Source organism: Thalassospira sp. MBR-102, assembly GCF_040549275.1.
Taxonomy (GTDB): Bacteria; Pseudomonadota; Alphaproteobacteria; order Rhodospirillales; family Thalassospiraceae; genus Thalassospira; species Thalassospira xiamenensis.
On record NZ_JBEPTC010000001.1, the window covers coordinates 378194 to 393663 of the forward strand.

Annotated in this window: 13 protein-coding genes; 3 read left to right on the plus strand and 10 right to left on the minus strand. The window is 54.4% G+C overall.

Features of this window, described 5'->3' with window-relative positions:
* Positions 1–8: 8 nt before the first annotated feature.
* The 10 genes from ABIE64_RS01835 to ABIE64_RS01880 form a co-directional block, all read right to left on the minus strand.
* Positions 9–1088 carry a zinc ABC transporter substrate-binding protein gene (locus tag ABIE64_RS01835; RefSeq protein WP_354376482.1) on the minus strand — a complete coding sequence of 360 codons (1080 nt, stop codon included), beginning with the start codon at positions 1086–1088 and terminating at the stop codon, positions 9–11.
* Positions 1089–1428: 340 nt separating this feature from the next.
* Complete coding sequence (locus tag ABIE64_RS01840) at positions 1429–2268, minus strand: transporter substrate-binding domain-containing protein (protein ID WP_354376483.1); 840 nt, start codon at positions 2266–2268, stop codon at positions 1429–1431.
* Between the two features lie 186 nt (positions 2269–2454).
* Positions 2455–3087: a hypothetical protein gene (locus ABIE64_RS01845; protein ID WP_037992426.1), complete on the minus strand. Its 633-nt coding sequence runs from the start codon at positions 3085–3087 to the stop codon at positions 2455–2457.
* Positions 3084–3776 (minus strand): hypothetical protein, encoded by a 693-nt coding sequence (locus ABIE64_RS01850; RefSeq protein ID WP_354376484.1) that lies wholly within the window; start codon positions 3774–3776, stop codon positions 3084–3086. Before ABIE64_RS01850 ends, ABIE64_RS01845 begins: the two co-directional genes overlap by 4 nt.
* A complete protein-coding gene (locus ABIE64_RS01855; protein WP_114095771.1) occupies positions 3776–5320 on the minus strand; it encodes an ABC transporter substrate-binding protein in 1545 nt (514 codons plus the stop codon). Before ABIE64_RS01855 ends, ABIE64_RS01850 begins: the two co-directional genes overlap by 1 nt.
* 10 nt (positions 5321–5330) lie before the next feature.
* The gene (locus ABIE64_RS01860) at positions 5331–6200 is read right to left on the minus strand and encodes an ABC transporter permease (protein ID WP_354376485.1); all 870 of its coding nucleotides are present in this window, start codon (positions 6198–6200) and stop codon (positions 5331–5333) included.
* Positions 6201–7139 carry an ABC transporter permease gene (locus ABIE64_RS01865; protein ID WP_354376486.1) on the minus strand — a complete coding sequence of 313 codons (939 nt, stop codon included), beginning with the start codon at positions 7137–7139 and terminating at the stop codon, positions 6201–6203. It lies immediately after the preceding gene.
* A 333-nt stretch (positions 7140–7472) separates the two neighbouring features.
* On the minus strand, positions 7473–9050 hold the full coding sequence (locus ABIE64_RS01870; RefSeq protein ID WP_007092243.1) for a SpoVR family protein: 1578 nt from the start codon (positions 9048–9050) through the stop codon (positions 7473–7475).
* Entirely contained in the window at positions 9047–10396 is a 1350-nt protein-coding gene (locus tag ABIE64_RS01875; RefSeq protein ID WP_354376487.1) for a YeaH/YhbH family protein, read from the minus strand. Before ABIE64_RS01875 ends, ABIE64_RS01870 begins: the two co-directional genes overlap by 4 nt.
* A gap of 146 nt (positions 10397–10542) precedes the next feature.
* Positions 10543–12489 (minus strand): PrkA family serine protein kinase, encoded by a 1947-nt coding sequence (locus tag ABIE64_RS01880; protein ID WP_007092241.1) that lies wholly within the window; start codon positions 12487–12489, stop codon positions 10543–10545.
* A 661-nt stretch (positions 12490–13150) separates the two neighbouring features.
* On the opposite strand from ABIE64_RS01880, the gene ABIE64_RS01885 reads away from it, so the two are divergent.
* The 3 genes from ABIE64_RS01885 (at position 13151) to ABIE64_RS01895 (ending at position 15404) form a co-directional block, all read left to right on the plus strand.
* On the plus strand, positions 13151–13486 hold the full coding sequence (locus tag ABIE64_RS01885; protein WP_007092240.1) for a rhodanese-like domain-containing protein: 336 nt from the start codon (positions 13151–13153) through the stop codon (positions 13484–13486).
* Between the two features lie 85 nt (positions 13487–13571).
* Positions 13572–14108: a GNAT family N-acetyltransferase gene (locus tag ABIE64_RS01890; protein ID WP_354376488.1), complete on the plus strand. Its 537-nt coding sequence runs from the start codon at positions 13572–13574 to the stop codon at positions 14106–14108.
* Positions 14109–14405: 297 nt separating this feature from the next.
* Entirely contained in the window at positions 14406–15404 is a 999-nt protein-coding gene (locus ABIE64_RS01895) for a TRAP transporter substrate-binding protein (protein WP_354376489.1), read from the plus strand.
* Positions 15405–15470: the final 66 nt, after the last annotated feature.

Genomic DNA, 15470 nt, shown 5'->3' on the forward strand with positions numbered 1-15470 from the left:
CAAGATTTTTAGGACTGCGACAGGCAGTCAACCAGTGCGCCCACATTCTGGCGCAGGATGTTCTGATAGGCATCCGGTCCTGCCGGAATATCCGCGCCCAGCGGGTCAAGCGTTCCGATATGCGCGCCCGTATCGGCAACCACGGCCTCGACGATGGCCGGGCGGAATTGCGGTTCGGCAAAGACGCAGACAGCATTGCTGTTGCGGATTTTGTCTTCGATCTCATGCAGGCGCTTTGCTCCGGGCTTCTGTTCCGGTGAAACCGTAATCGAACCAACCGCGTTCAGGCCAAATCCCGCTTCGAGATACTGATAGGCATCATGGAAAACGACGAACGGCTTTTCGCGAACCGGTGCGAGTTGGGTTTCCAGATCATTCCCAAGTGCATCAAGGCTGGCAAGGAACTTTTTCAGATTGTCCTGATAGGTGCCTGCATGGGCCGGGTCGATTTCACCAAGTTCGGTGGCAATTGCTGTTGCGATGGCTGCGCCGTTGGCCGGATCAAGCCAGATGTGGGGGTCGGCACCTTCTTCGTCATGATGGTGACCTTCTTCACCCTCATGGGCGTGATCGTGATCGTGATCGTGATCGTGTTCTTCGGCATGGGCGTGTTCATCATGACCGTGTTCGTCATGACCGTCATGACCATGTTCATCATGATGTTCGTCTTCATGACCTTCGTGATCGTGACCTTCGTGATCATGGTCATGCGATTCCCATGCGCCACCTTCGCGCATTGCCCGGACGGTCAGGCCGTCAATATCGGCCAGTTCAAGCTGATGGGCACTGTCCGACAGGGTTGCCAGCGGCTTTTTCAGGAAGCCCTCAAGGCCGTGGGAGACATAAATCACCAGATCAGCTTCCTGAAGCGAGCGGGCTTCGCTGGGGCGTAGCGAATAGGCATGCGGCGAGGACGCGCCATCAATCAGCAGTGCCGGTTTGCCAACGCCTGCCATGATCGCACTGGCAATACCGTGGATCGGTTTGATCGAAACAACGACCGACGGATTTTCTGCCGCCTGTGCCGTAAATGGCAGGGCAAGCAACGGCAGGGCAAGCAGGGTGCTGCGAAGGCTTGAGAGGGGCATGATATCAATCCGGTTGGGAACAGGGATGGGGTAATCGGTGAGGATATGTTTGTTATGTTATATCATAACGTTTCGTCAAGCGATAATTACATCCCTGATCCGGCGGGGGTGTTTTTGATCCTAATAGATGTTTTCTATTGATCAAAATAAGTGAGTTTCGTGTTCGTAACGAAAAATCCGCATCCGTAGTTGAAGACGCATTTTTGCCGATTTCATTGCAGAACAAATGTTGGGGAATGGTAATGATGCGGCTGCCATATGCGATTTGAACCGGCAAGAAACAATCCGCATCGAAGGCGGTTCCATATTTTCGGGCCGGTTAAAATATCCTGCCGGGATGTTACATCCGGCACGGAGGACATTTCATATCCGGGGTGCCGGTCTCGCGATCGGTATGCAAATCAGAAACACTCAGCCAGAAACGGTCATCGATGTTTTTTGTCGTCTGACTCATGATGGTATTTTCGATGTTGAAAACGTGCCGCCGTTCTGTTTTCAGGGCATCAAGGGCGCGTGCAATCGCCGGGGCATTGTGAAAATGTTCCATGAAGGCACCGGTTCGATACGCTTCAAGAAGGCCATCGGTAATGGTTTGCCACAGGGCGCTGTTTTTCCTGTTCACATAGATGAAAAAGTCGAACGGATAAACCAGCATGACGGTGTCATTGAGAACCACATCCGGATATTGCGCCTGAATTGCGGGCAATTCCCGATAGGCTTCGTGAACGGCACGGGTTAAAGCATCAAACCGCCTGTTTTCCAGCATTTCCCAAAGGTTGCTGCGCGGGCCGCGTTCAACACAGAAACCGTTATCTTCCATGATGTCGCCATCGGGCCAGTCAGACCCCACCCCGATGCAGAACTGGCGCAATTCGTCCAGGGTTTCGACATTCCTAAGCGCCTCGGCCCGGTCCTTTTTGACCATGAAAACACGGTGCCCCAGAATGCCGCGGGTGATGGGAATATTGACCTGGCGAAATCTGCTTTCACGTTCCGCACTGTAACCGGCAAACATCACATCGATATCACCGGCCAACAGCATTTCGCTGATGCGTGACTGTGTCGCGCCTTTTAATTCCTCGATATCCATAACGTAATCAGTGCCCGACAAGTCCAGCGCCATTTCGATGACGCCGAATTCATAGGCAAAAAATTTCTTCAGACCTTCTGGGAAGGCCATTTTGATGGTTCTGGTATCGGCCTGTGCGGTTTCCTGGAGCAAAAGGCAAACACAAACGACCCAAAATGCAAAACGCAGGATTTTCAAAACATTCGCCCATATAAAGGTCACGTGAGGCTCAGCCTACGATGTATATTGGGCGCGCTTTGCGATGTTAAAGGGACGTCCTTTGAATATTATATATCGTTAATGTTGCGGGCGTCTTGTCGAGGACGGCTTCATGCCCTTTAGCCATGGCAGGAAGCCATCGAGAAATCGTGTGGTCGCGGGCATGAAATGGCTGCCGTGATGATACATCGGGTCCAGCGTGGTGACGATCATCCGGCCCGGCGTGGTGACCGTGTCGTCATAAAGAACCGATCCCAGATCACCGACATCGATCAGCGATACCGCACCATCAGGTACGATAAGATGTCCGTGATGATGCCACGTCGCATCGGCCAGCGTGATGTGATCAAACAATGGGTGATCGGGGGCCGTCACATGAAGGCCAAGGCTGCCGCCTTCCTTCCACCACCAGAAATTGGTCGGGGTGAAATGCCATTCGATCCCCGAAATCCATTCCGCCGGTCCGGTCGATCCCATGATGACAAGTGTTCTGCCGCTTTCAAGGAACTGCCTGAATTTTTCACGATGCGGCCGCAACACGGACGGATCGGTACGGCATGACACAATCAGCGTGTCATAATCCTCAAGCACCGTATCGCCGAGTTCGCGGGTATAGATCACACCATCGAAAAAGTCGCGATAGCGCGGTTCATAAAGCGTTCTGTGGTGGTAATAAGTCCCGCTATCAAGGGCTGCGATCCTATGGGTCATGATACAGCTTCCTGTCCTCTATCGCCGCTACCGGCCCACTGGCAAAGCTGCGGCACGATCCGTGCGGTGCTGTCCTCTGATCCGGCATACATCCATAAATCATTGCCTGCATGCATCAGGATGCGGCCGCCTTCGGGACGATGATAAATCCAGTCGCACGGCAGCCGGTCCGGGCCAACCCCGTGCAGGGCAATCGCGCCCTTGGGCGGCGGGTTGTAACCGCGGGCATAAAACCCCGCCACACCGCGCCGGAATGTCAGATGATGCGTATCCACACCTTCGAAAACCGGGTGATCGGCAAGGCGATGAATGATCAGGTTTTCAAGCGACTGGTTTTCAAGCGGAACAAAGGTCTGGAATTCCGGCAACATTGGCCATGCGACATGCCCGTTGAACACAAGCGTCCCGCCGTCGTCAAGGAACCCCTCGATCTTGGTTGTCAGCGTCCCGAAAAACCGCTGATCAAGATGGGCGGGTAACATCAGGGCGGCATAGGGTGAAAGATCGATATCGCTCAGGTCGTAATGATCGATCTGTGCGATACCGGGCGCATGATCACCCACATCGGGCAAATCATCCCCGGCCCCCTTGATCGGATTGATAAACAGGCAAAGTCCCATGGCTGTTTCCTGCAAGAAAAGCGGGTAAAATCCCGTCCCCGGCGACAGTGCCAGGGACGGGAAGACCATCAGTCTTTCGACACACTCTTGAAGTCATAGAAGAAGCCGGACGGATGGATGCGATAACCTTCAACATCCTTGGCCGACGCGCCGACCGAAACCTTGTGCACCAGCGGAATGATCGGTGCATCGTCATGCAGGATATTCATCGCCCTGCGATAGGCTTCGTCCTTTTCCGCACCGGGCGAAAGGGTCCGGCCGGTATCGACGGCCTCGTCAAATCCGGCATTGTTCCAGAACTGGTAATTCAGCCCGGCCTTCGAATGGAATTGCGATTTAAGGTGCAGGTCCGGGTGGCCGGTCATTTCCGGGGTCCAGAACACGACCGAGATGTCGTATTCACCGCGCTTGACCAGATCAAGCATTCCTTCCCAGGTATACATCTGCACATCGGTGGCGATGCCGTTCTGGTTCAGAAGGGCAGCGAGTGCCTCGGTAATCGCGGGCATTTCGGTCCGGCTGGAATAGCTGAGGATACGCAGCGTAAGAGGCTTGCCATCCTTTTCCCATTTGCCGTCATTCTGTTGATATCCGGCATCGTTCAGAAGCGACGTCGCCAAAGCGGTGTCAAGCTTGAAGGGGGCATCGGCCTTGGGCGCCCAATCAAATTGCGGGCCAAAAAACTCCCACGCTGGTTCGCCAATCCCGTCAAGGGCACCCTTGACGATCAGGTCGCGATCCACCAGCGCATTGACCGCCTGACGAATGCGCACATCCGAAAGCGGGCTTTTGTCCCCGGCATTGAACGCGCCGTAATAAAGCCCGGCAATCGGTTTGGAATAGACCTTGAAATTTTCATCGCGTGACAGGCGTGCCACATCGGATGGCAGCATATTGTCGATGAAGTCTACCTCGCCGGCCTCAAGGGCCAGCGTGCGCGAATTATGATCGGGGATGAAGCGGTATTCGACTTTCGAAAGGGCCGGTTTTTCACCCCAATACCCATCAAACCGGGTCACAATGGTGCGGTCCTGTTTGCGGTATTCCTCGAATTTCCACGGGCCGGTACCGACCGGTTTGACGAATTCACCTGCATCATTGAACGATGCCTTGGCATAAATGCCGGTGATCGCGTCAGTCAGCTGGTTGGGAAGTGCGGCAAACGGTTCGTTCGTCTCGATCTCCAGAACCAGCGGTGCGGTGGCCGACATCTGTTTGATGTTCAAAAGATCAGCAGCATAGGGCAGCAGCGCAATCACCCGTTCGAGCGAGAATTTGACCGCCCCGGCATCAAGTTTTGTCCCGTCATGGAAGACGACATTTTCACGCAGGTTGAAATGCCAGACAGTCGGTGAAATGCGTTCCCACGATGTCGCAAGACCGGGAACGGTATTCAGGTCATAGTCAAGTTTGACCAGCGTATCAAGGATCTCGCTTTCATTGAAAAAGCGCGACCGGCGCGGCTGCATCGCCAGCGGCAGTGCTTCCCACATCGTGCCGACAACCAGCGTATCCTGTTCGGTTGCGGCTGCTTTCTGCGGGGCGGCTGCGATGGTACCGATTGCCAGTGTTGCAAAGGCAAAAGTGCAAAGGGCCTTCCTGAATATCGTCATAGTGATCCTTCTAGTGAAGATAGTTGATCTGACTGAGCCGGAAACGATCGCCAAGCGCGTCTCCAAGCAGGTTTACGGCAACGACAAAACCGGCAATGGTCAGGCCAGGTGCCAGAACCAGCCGCGGATAATCGCGAAGGTAGTTGCGGGATTCTGCAATCATCAGGCCCCATTCCGGCGTGCCCGGTTCCACACCCAGTCCAAGGAAACTGAGCCCCGCGAAGGACAGGATCACCCAGGACATGGAATAGGCACCAAGGGTCAAAAGCGGTCCGACGATATTGGGCAGGATATGGCGTCTGGCGATCCGGTGGCGTGGCGCGCCAAGCGCCTCGGCGGCCATGACATAGGGCTTGGCCCGTTCAACAATCACCGCATTGCGAACGATCCGGGCATAGTCGGTCCAGTGAATGGCGATCAGGGCGATGATAACGGCGTTAAGTCCAAGCCCCAGCACCCCGGCAATGATCATGCAAATCGCCAATGCCGGGAAAACCGAAATACCCTCGCAGAACCGCATCAGGATACGGTCTGGCGTTCCGCCGATCATTGCGGCAACCGTGCCAAGCAGACTGCCAAACAGGGATGATGCAATCACCACAACAATCGCCGAGGCGGTGGTAAGCCGCGCGCCATAAAGCAACCGCGAAAACACGCAGCGCCCCATTGCATCCGTGCCCAGCGGATAATCAAGACTTGGCGGCTGCAACCGAAACAGGAATTGCGCCTGATAGGGATCATGCGGGGCAAAAAACGGCAGGATCAGGATTGCCACCATTACCGAGACGACGACGGTCGCATACATATTGCCATTCCGGCCAAGAAGGGCAGACAGCTTTTCGTGGGCGATGGATTTGGGGACAAAGGATCGCGCCAGCATCTAGACGATCTCGCGCGTGCGGGGATCGTAAACCGATATGGTGATATCGACGATCAGATTGACCAGAATGTAGGACGCGGCAATCAGAAGGAAACAGGCCTGTATCGCCGGATAATCACGATTAAGCAGTGATTCCACCAGATACCGCCCGATCCCCGGCCATGCAAACAGCGTTTCGACAATGATCATGCCATCAAAAATCCGGGCAAATTGCAGCCCGGAAAATGTCAGAAGACCCGGCACGATATTGGGAATTGCATGATGCAGAATGACGCGTCTGCGTCGCCCGCCCTTGGCGCGTGCGGTGCGGATATAGGGTTTTGATAATTCTTCCAGAAGACTGCTGCGCACGAACCGTGACAGAACGCCAGTGATAGATGTTGCAATCACGAGGGTCGGCAAAATAGCATGTTGCCATGTACCGTGCCCGCCGGTCGGCAACCAGCCAAGCGCAAGCGAAAACAGCAGTGCAAGCAGCAGCGAGTACCAGAAATTCGGGATCGACATGCCGATCACGCTGATGATTCCGGCAACCCGGTCAATCTTGCTGTCGGGATAAACCGCACACAAGATGCCGATTGGCGCCGCAAGTAAAAGGGCAACCGCCAGCGCACAGATCGCAAGGATCAGCGATTGTTCAATCCGCAACAGAATGTCGGTGATAATAGGTTCACGGGTCACAAGCGAAAGACCGAGATCGCCCTGCATCAATCCGCCAAGCCAGCGCAAATACTGCATCGGCAACGGATCGTTCAGACCATGACTATCGGCAAATCTTGCAACCTGGGAGGCATCGGGCAGGGTGCCATCCATCTGCGCCATTAACAGAACTTCGGCAAAATCACCCGGCATCAGCCGAAGCAGGGCAAAGCCCGCAACCGAAACGGCAAGCAGCAGAACAAGAGCATGTGCAATGCGGGCTGCCAGGCGGGACGCCATCGGATCGATTTTCCATCTTGTGTCATGAACCGGGAATTCGAAACCGCATCGGACACGGTTCGAATTAATATCGCAAGTAATATGCAGTTGCATTAAAATGATGCAACTGATTTCCATTATTAATTAAGTAGCTTGCGAATATGTTGATTGTATCTGCTGATAAGGCACAATCTTTGGGTGTGGATGTGCTGAAGTCACGGTTTTAGAGGGATAAGTTCGTGGCCTGATACAGCTTCAGGTTTTCTTTGGCGCGCAAAAAGGCAAATCCTGTTCCGCCGTACGTCAACGAAACGGATCGGATTCTGGGGCGGCTAAACTGCCGCAATGCCAATATCAGGTGTTGGCAAGGTCTTCGGGCGTGAAGTTCATTTCATGCAGGATTTCACCGGTTTCATTGTCAACCGCCTGCAAGGTCACGCCATATCCCCATAACTGCCCGATATAGCCCAGTGTCATTTCCGCTTCGGATTTTTCAAGCCGGATGCCGTCATGTTCGGTGTGCTGGATGTAAAGCTGCCGGTTGCCGCGCAGGTCGACATCAACCACCTGCATGTCGGGTTCGCGTACCGAAATGTCATGCATGCGTGCCAAGGCGCGGCGCACCTTGCGGTATCCGTTATCGTCGTGGATGGCGGCGACTTCCAGATGCGGGCTGGAACTCAGATCGTCGATCAGGAACATCCGCATGTCGCGCATCAGTTTGGGCGACAGGAATTGCAGGATGAAACTTTCATCGCGGTAATGCGCCCACGCTTCTTTTAGCGTTTCGACCGGCGCGTTATTGCCCGCAATATCGGGGAACCATTTGCGGTCTTCCTCGGTCGGGTCGACACAGATGCGGTGAATGTCCTGCATCATGGCAAAGCCAAGCGCATAGGGGTTGAACCCGGAATAACGCGGATCGTCATATTCCGCCTGAAACACCACGCGCGAATGGTAATCGATGAATTCCATCATCGCACCTTCGGAAATCAGGCCCTTGTCATAGAGGCTGTTCATGATCGCGTAATGGACATAACACGCACAGCCTTCATTCATCATTTTGGTCTGTTTCTGCGGATAGAAATATTGCCCGATATTGCGCACGATCCGCAAAATCTCGCGCTCCCAGGCTTGCAGGGTCGGGGCGTTTTTCTCCAGGAAATACAGCAGGTTTTCTTCGGGTAATCCGAACTGGGCCCGGCGTTCCTCGACCCGCATCTTGCGACGCATTTCATCAAGGTCTTCGTCGTCCTTTTCGGCCTGCGGCAAGGTCCGCCACAGATCGTTATAGGTTTCGTCCTCGTATTTGGCGCGTTCGCGTTCACGTTCCAGTTCTGCCGCCAGATTTGGCTTTTCCGGGTGGGAATACCGGTTTACCCCCTGTTCCATCAGGGCATGCGCCGCATCAAGAACCCGTTCGACCGCATCAAAGCCAAACCGGTCCTCGCATTTGGCGATATAGCGTTTGGCAAATTGCAGATAATCGAGAATGCCTTCGGCGTCGGTCCATTGCTTGAACAGGTAATTGTTCTTGAAGAAATGGTTATGGCCAAAGGCGGCATGGGCGATCACCAGGGCCTGCATGACGATGGTGTTTTCTTCCATCACATAGGAAATGCAGGGGTTGGAATTGATCACGATCTCGTATGCCAGGCCCTGATATCCCTTGCGATACATCACATCGTCGCGCACGAACCGTTTGCCGAACGACCAATGATGATACATCAACGGCATGCCGATGGATGAATAGGCGTCCAGCATCTGCTCGGACGTGATCACCTCGACCTGATTGGGGTAAACGTCCAGTTTCAAGTCGTTGATCGCGATATCCTCGATCGCGTCATAGGTGGCCTTAAGGGTGTTGAAATCCCAGTCGGCACCGGAAAACAGAAGTTCGGGGGCGGTGGCTGGTTCGGTCTTTTTGGTCATCCTTTGACCCCGCTTAGTTTTTCCGCACGGTTTTTGGCAAACAGTTCCCGGAAGACCGGGAAGATATCGGCGGCCTTGGTCACCCGTTTAAGGGCAAATCGCGCATTGGCGCGGGCAACCGGGGCATAGGCCTTCCAAAGCGCGGTTTCGCCTTCGGCGGAGGAAAAAATCTCGGCCTCGCGCTCGTCGGTGATTTCGATATAGGCGTAGTACTGGCATTTCGGCAAAAGGTCCTCGGCCAGCAAGGCGGTGCATTTTGCCCCGTCGTTGGAATAATTGTCGCCGTCCGATGCCTGGGCGGCATAGATGTTCCATTGATCGGTCGGGTAACGATCCTTCATCACCCGTTTCATTTCTTCCAGCGCGGTCGAAACGATGGTGCCGCCGGTTTCGCGTGAATAGAAAAACGTTTCCTCGTCCACTTCGGCGGCGCGCGAGGTATGGCGGATAAACACCACATCGACATGTTCGTAGCGGCGATGCAAAAACAGATGCAGCAGCATGAAGAACCGTTTGGCCAGTTCCTTCATCTGTTCGGACATCGATCCCGACACATCCATCAGACAGAACATGACGGCCTGGGTGTTCGGATCGGGGATTTGCTGAAACTGGTTGTATCGCGTGTCGATGGGATCGATGAACGGGATCGCCTTCATGCGGCGTTTGGCTTCTTCAAGATCGGCCAGAAGCCCGTGAAGGGTATCCTCATCGGGCTTGGTCAGTTTGCCGGACGGGCGTTTTTCGGCCTTGGCCTGAAGGGCGGCGATTTTTTCTTCAAGGTCGCGGATTTCGGCGGTTTTCGGGCGGCGCAGGCCAATCCGGCGCGCCAGCGAATTGCGCATGGTGCGCACAAGGCTAAGGTTGGCGGGTGTTCCGTCCGATGAAAAACCCGCGCGCGCCGTGCGAAAGGCGGTGGTCTGTTTCAGGCTTTTTTTCAAAAGGTCGGGCAGTTCCAGATCTTCGAAAAAGATATCAAGGAACTCGTCACGCGACAGGGTGAACTGAAATTCGTCTTCACCGTCGCCATCGGGGCTGGCCTGTGATCCGCCTGCACCGCCATCGCCACCTTGCGGACGCGCAATCCGGTCGCCGGGGACAAACTTTTTATTGCCGGGCAGCACATAATTGCGATCCCCGCCGCGGCGTGCGTGATGAAAACCCGGTTCATGCAGGGTCTTGCCCGGAATGGTGATGGAATCGCCGCTATTGATATCGGTGATGCCACGCGTGCGGATGGTGTCTTCGACTGCTTTTTTGATCTGTGCCTTTGCGCGCCGCATAAAGCGCTGCCGGTTGCCAAGGCTTTTGCCTTTCGGGTTCTTGCGGCGGTCGACGATATAAAGCATGGGCAGTTACATCCTTGCTTGCGCAGCTGTCGTTTCGAGAACCCCGGCCGACGGATCGTTGGAAAACCGTCGACCGGGAGCTCGGTGCACCGGGCGGACAAGGGGACAAACCGCCCGGTGCGGGTCGGCAAAGCCGCAGCTTGGGCTTAACCGGCCTTATTGACACGCATGTACCATTCGACCAGACGGCGGGTCTGACGTTCGGTATAGCTTCGATCAATCATGCGTTTGACGAACTCGTTATGTTTCTTCTCGGTGTCGCTGTCTTTTTTCGACCCGAAGGAAATCACCGGCAGCAGGTCTTCGACCTGACTGAACATGCGTTTTTCGATGACTTCGCGCAGTTTTTCATAGGACGTCCATGCCGGGTTCTTGCCCTTGTTATTGGCGCGTGCGCGCAGGGCAAACTTGACGACCTCGTTGCGGAAATCCTTCGGATTGGCGATGCCCGCGGGTTTTTCGATCTTGGACAGTTCCTGATCGATGATCTTGCGATCCAGCAACTGACCGGTATCGGGGTCCTTGAAGTCCTGATCCTCGATCCAGGCATCGGCATAGGCGACATAACGGTCAAACAGGTTCTGGCCGTAATCGGAATAGCTTTCGAGATAGGCCTTCTGGATTTCCGCCCCGATGAACTCCGCATAACGCGGGGCCAGTTCGGATTTGATGAAATCCATGTAATCCTTTTCGCGTTCTTCGGGGTATTGTTCACGCCGGATCGCCTGTTCGAGCACATACATCAGATGTACCGGGTCGGCCGCGACCTCGTGGGTGTCATGGTTGAAGGTTTCCGAAAGCACCTTGAAGGCGAAACGGGTTGAAATGCCGTCCATGCCTTCGTCGACACTGGCGGTATCGCGATATTCCTGCATCGATTTTGCTTTGGGGTCGACATCCTTCAATGTTTCGCCGTCATAGACGCGCATCTTGGAATACAGGTTTGAATTTTCGTGTTCTTCAAGGCGCGACAGAACCGAAAACTGTGCCAGCATTTTAAGCGTACCGGGCGCGCAGGACCCCTGTTCCAGTTCGGATCCCTGCAACAGTTTGTCGTAAATCAGGGTTTCTTCTGTCACCCGCAGGCAATAGGGAACCTTGATCACGCTGATACGGTCGATAAAGGCCTCGTTATTCTTGTTGGCCTTGAAGGTTTGCCATTCCGCCTCGTTCGAGTGCGCCAGAATAAGGCCCTGGAACGGGATCGCACCAAGGTTTTCGGTGCCGATATAGTTGCTTTCCTGCGTTGCCGTCAGCAACGGATGGAGCATCTTGATCGGGGCCTTGAACATCTCGACAAATTCAAGAAGTCCCTGATTGGCGCGGTTAAGGCCGCCGGAATAGCTGTATGCGTCCGGGTCGTTCTGGCTGTAATATTCAAGTTTGCGGATATCGACCTTGCCGACCAGTGACGAAATGTCCTGATTGTTTTCATCGCCCGGTTCGGTTTTGGCAATCGCAATCTGGCGCAGGCGCGACGGGATCAGTTTTACGACCGAGAATTTGGAAAGATCGCCGTTAAACTCATCAAGCCGTTTCACCGCCCATGGCGACATCAGCCCGGTCAGGCGGCGTTTGGGGATGCCGTATTTGTCTTCGATCGCATCGCCCATTTTGGCCGGATTAAACAGGCCAAGCGGGCTTTCGAAAACCGGGCTGATCTGATCGCCGGCTTTGAGCACGTAGATCGGCTCGACCTCCATCAGTTCCTTTAACCGTTCGGCAAGCGAACTTTTACCGCCGCCAACCGGGCCCAGCAGATAAAGAACCTGTTTGCGTTCTTCCAGTCCCTGGGCGGCATATTTGAAGAAGCCAACGATGCGTTCGATGGTTTCTTCCATGCCAAAGAAATCTTCAAAGGCGGGATATCGTTTGATGGTGCGGTTCAGGAAAATTCGGCCGAGACGGGAATCGGTCGAGGTGTCGATCATTTCGGGTTCGCCGATTGCCTTGATCATCCGCTCGGCTGCGGATGCGTAGGCCGATGGATCATCGCGACATAGATTAAGATAGTCCCGGATGGTTAGTTCGGTTTCGCGTTTTCCGTCATAGCCTTCCGCATACAGCTCGAAGATGTCCTTGTCTTCAGCCATGGCGCGGTCTCCTTTCCAACGTTATCGCACTTCTGTCAGATGTCGTTTCCTGTGTTCTTTTGATCTTGGGGCTTAACCGGCATGATGGCCGGATTGCCCGATCCTGTTGCAAGACGGCAGCGGGTTTGCTGCGCTGCGGTGGCATTGAAAGTAGCCGCCGTTCATTCTGTCTACGTCCGAAATAAACGAATCGTTCAATCGGGCGGTGAGTAAATAAAATAATGAACTTTATTTAAGGTTCGTTTAAAGGTCTGCCAGATGATGGCAAAGAAAATGGGTGATGACTTTTTAGAATGGCTTGCAATATTTGCAACCGGCAATGGTAATAGTCAAAGTCCCGCTTTGCGGCGACCCGAAGTCACTTTTTCCTAGGGGCGGGCGTAGCCGGTGAATGCACCCGGATAAGGTCCGCTCCTGTGACCCTGTCTCTTTGACGTGGGGCTTCCGGTATCATTCCGCAATGGTCAAGCTACGAATATTGTTGGTAAAAACGCTTGCGAAACGATCACGTCGAAGTGACCGGGCCGGATGCCGGGAAACCGGCACTCTGACGGCGAATTCATCCGCCGTACCCATTTTGCAATTGCACAGTCAAACCGCAAAATTATATCAGTTCTGTCTTTCTACTGTGCGCCAAACCCGCCCCGAAGGGAAGTATCGAATGACCGATGGTAGCGTGAATTTCGTCGAAAGTGGTGAACTTGATCACCTGATCGCACAGGGTAACGTGACCCTGATTGACGTCCGCGAACCCGACGAATTCAGGTCCGGTCATATCAGCGGGGCGATCAATATGCCGACCTCGACTTTCGATATTCCGGCACTTGTCGACCTTGCCGACGATACAGAGACGGATTTCGTGTTCATTTGTGCCGTCGGACAGCGATCTTTCGGCGCCGCCAACGCCGTTCTGCCCCACCTCGACTGCAAGGTGATGAACCTCAAAGGCGGTTTGCAAAGCTGGACACGCGACGGGTTTGATCTCGCCCAAGGCTAACAAACGCGCCACGTGCCTTTGCCTCTATCTCATTCTGTGTTTGCCGCCCGGCGCTAACCCCTTTTTATCGTATGAGGCCCCAAAAATGAGCGATCAGATCACCATTGCAAGCTTTGACGCCGATCAGCTTGAAAGCCACCTTGAGGCGTTTGGCGAGATGCTGCATGCCTGCGTACATGACGGGGCCAGCATCGGGTTTATCGACCCGTTTGACATCGAGAATGCGGTGGCATTCTGGCGCGATATGGTCCTGCCTGCGATGCGGGGCGGCAGACGCGATCTGTTTGTGGCGCTGCTGGGCGGCAAGGTGGTCGGAACCGTGCAGCTTGATTGCGCGACCATGCCCAATCAGGTCCATCGCGGCGAGGTCTGCAAGCTGATGGTGCATCCGCACTATCGTCGTCTGGGCATTGCACGGAAACTGATGGAGGCACTGGAAAAACGGGCGTTTGCGAAAGCACGTCATCTGCTGACACTTGATACAAGAACCGGCGACAGTGCCGAGCCGCTTTATGCCTCGCTCGGTTTTGAAACGGCGGGCGTGATCCCGGCCTATGCCCGCGATCCGTTTTCCGAAAAACTGAGTGCAACCACCGTGATGTATAAGCGGCTTGCTGTGTAATACGCTGGTGGACGATTCCCGTATTCTGTATTCAAAACCGTTTTGCTGGCATGCCAGATTGCGTAGAAAAAGTGAATAATCAGCCCGATTATTCACGTTTTGCGGTGCAGCATGGCATGGCCTGAGTGGTCGATTTTTCCCTGAAATAAAGGACATTCATGCTGATGTGCGGTGCACTAAGGGTTAATGCGTGTGACAGTGGTATGACCAAAACATCTTGAATGCCAAACCGGGTTGAGCGCATCTTTGCGCCTGAAAGCTTTTGTATAAAATAAAAAAACCCGGAGGACGTTCGTCATGAAGAAATTTGCCCTTGCGGCGGCCCTGATGGCTGCCGTTGGTTTTACCGGCATGACCCATAATGCCATTGCGGCCGATCTGACCCTGCGGATTTCGTTGCAACTGCCGATGAAAAGCCACCTTGGCCAGAACCTTTTGATGTTCAAGAACGAGGTCGAGGAAAAATCGAACGGCGATATCGCGGTCGAGATTTATGACAGTGCGCAGCTTTACAAGGACAAGGAAGTTCCCGCCGCCGTCGGTTCCGGGGCGATTGAAATGGGTGTGGCGTCGCTGACCCGTTATGTCGGGGATGTTCCGGCGGTTGATGTGTTCTATCAGCCGTTCCTGCTTGATTCCGAAGATAAAGTCCGTGCGGCCGTTGCCAAAGGTTCCCCGGTGCGTGGCCCGCTGGATGAGGCGATTGCCGATACCGGTGCGACCGTCCTGTGGTGGCAGGCTTATGGCGGATCGATCATGCTGTCGAACGGTGGTCCGATCAAAGGCCCGGAAGGTCTTAAAGGCCAGAAAGTCCGCGTATTTTCCAAAACCCAGGGCGATTTCATTTCAGCAGCTGGTGGTGCGCCGACCCTTGTTTCCGGGTCCGAGCAGTATATCGCCTATCAGCGTGGCACGGTTGATGTCGGCATGACCGGCATGTCGGGCGTCAAATCCCGCCAGCTTTGGGAAGTCATGGATACGGTGACCGTCACCAACGATGCCGATGTTGAATTCATCGTGGTGATCAATACCGATTTCTGGAACGGCCTTTCGGATGCGCAGCGTGACATCATTTCGACCGCAGCAATGAACGCGGAAAAAGACGTCCGTGATCGCATGTCATCCATCGAAGCCGAGGCCTATGCCGAAGCCAAAGCCAACGGCATGACCGTCTATACCCCGACGGACGAGGAAATGGCGGCATGGCGTGAAGTTGCCAAACCGGTTTACGAGGAATTCCTCAACCATACCGGCGATCTGGGCAAGCAGGTTTTTGATGCGGCCAGCAAGCTTTAAGCCTTGCCCGGTGATTGCAGACTGAACTGCCAATAAGGAAGACATCACCGCATTTTCGGCGGCCCC

Coding starts and splice junctions, on each gene's coding strand:
- ABIE64_RS01895 (WP_354376489.1), top strand. CDS start 14,406: ATGAAGAAATTTGCCCTTGCGGCGGCCCTGATGGCTGCCGTTGGTTTT.
- ABIE64_RS01875 (WP_354376487.1), bottom strand. CDS start 10,396: ATGCTTTATATCGTCGACCGCCGCAAGAACCCGAAAGGCAAAAGCCTT.
- ABIE64_RS01870 (WP_007092243.1), bottom strand. CDS start 9,050: ATGACCAAAAAGACCGAACCAGCCACCGCCCCCGAACTTCTGTTTTCC.
- ABIE64_RS01880 (WP_007092241.1), bottom strand. CDS start 12,489: ATGGCTGAAGACAAGGACATCTTCGAGCTGTATGCGGAAGGCTATGAC.
- ABIE64_RS01835 (WP_354376482.1), bottom strand. CDS start 1,088: ATGCCCCTCTCAAGCCTTCGCAGCACCCTGCTTGCCCTGCCGTTGCTT.
- ABIE64_RS01840 (WP_354376483.1), bottom strand. CDS start 2,268: ATGGCCTTCCCAGAAGGTCTGAAGAAATTTTTTGCCTATGAATTCGGC.
- ABIE64_RS01865 (WP_354376486.1), bottom strand. CDS start 7,139: ATGGCGTCCCGCCTGGCAGCCCGCATTGCACATGCTCTTGTTCTGCTG.
- ABIE64_RS01885 (WP_007092240.1), top strand. CDS start 13,151: ATGACCGATGGTAGCGTGAATTTCGTCGAAAGTGGTGAACTTGATCAC.
- ABIE64_RS01860 (WP_354376485.1), bottom strand. CDS start 6,200: ATGCTGGCGCGATCCTTTGTCCCCAAATCCATCGCCCACGAAAAGCTG.
- ABIE64_RS01890 (WP_354376488.1), top strand. CDS start 13,572: ATGAGCGATCAGATCACCATTGCAAGCTTTGACGCCGATCAGCTTGAA.
- ABIE64_RS01850 (WP_354376484.1), bottom strand. CDS start 3,776: ATGGTCTTCCCGTCCCTGGCACTGTCGCCGGGGACGGGATTTTACCCG.
- ABIE64_RS01855 (WP_114095771.1), bottom strand. CDS start 5,320: ATGACGATATTCAGGAAGGCCCTTTGCACTTTTGCCTTTGCAACACTG.
- ABIE64_RS01845 (WP_037992426.1), bottom strand. CDS start 3,087: ATGACCCATAGGATCGCAGCCCTTGATAGCGGGACTTATTACCACCAC.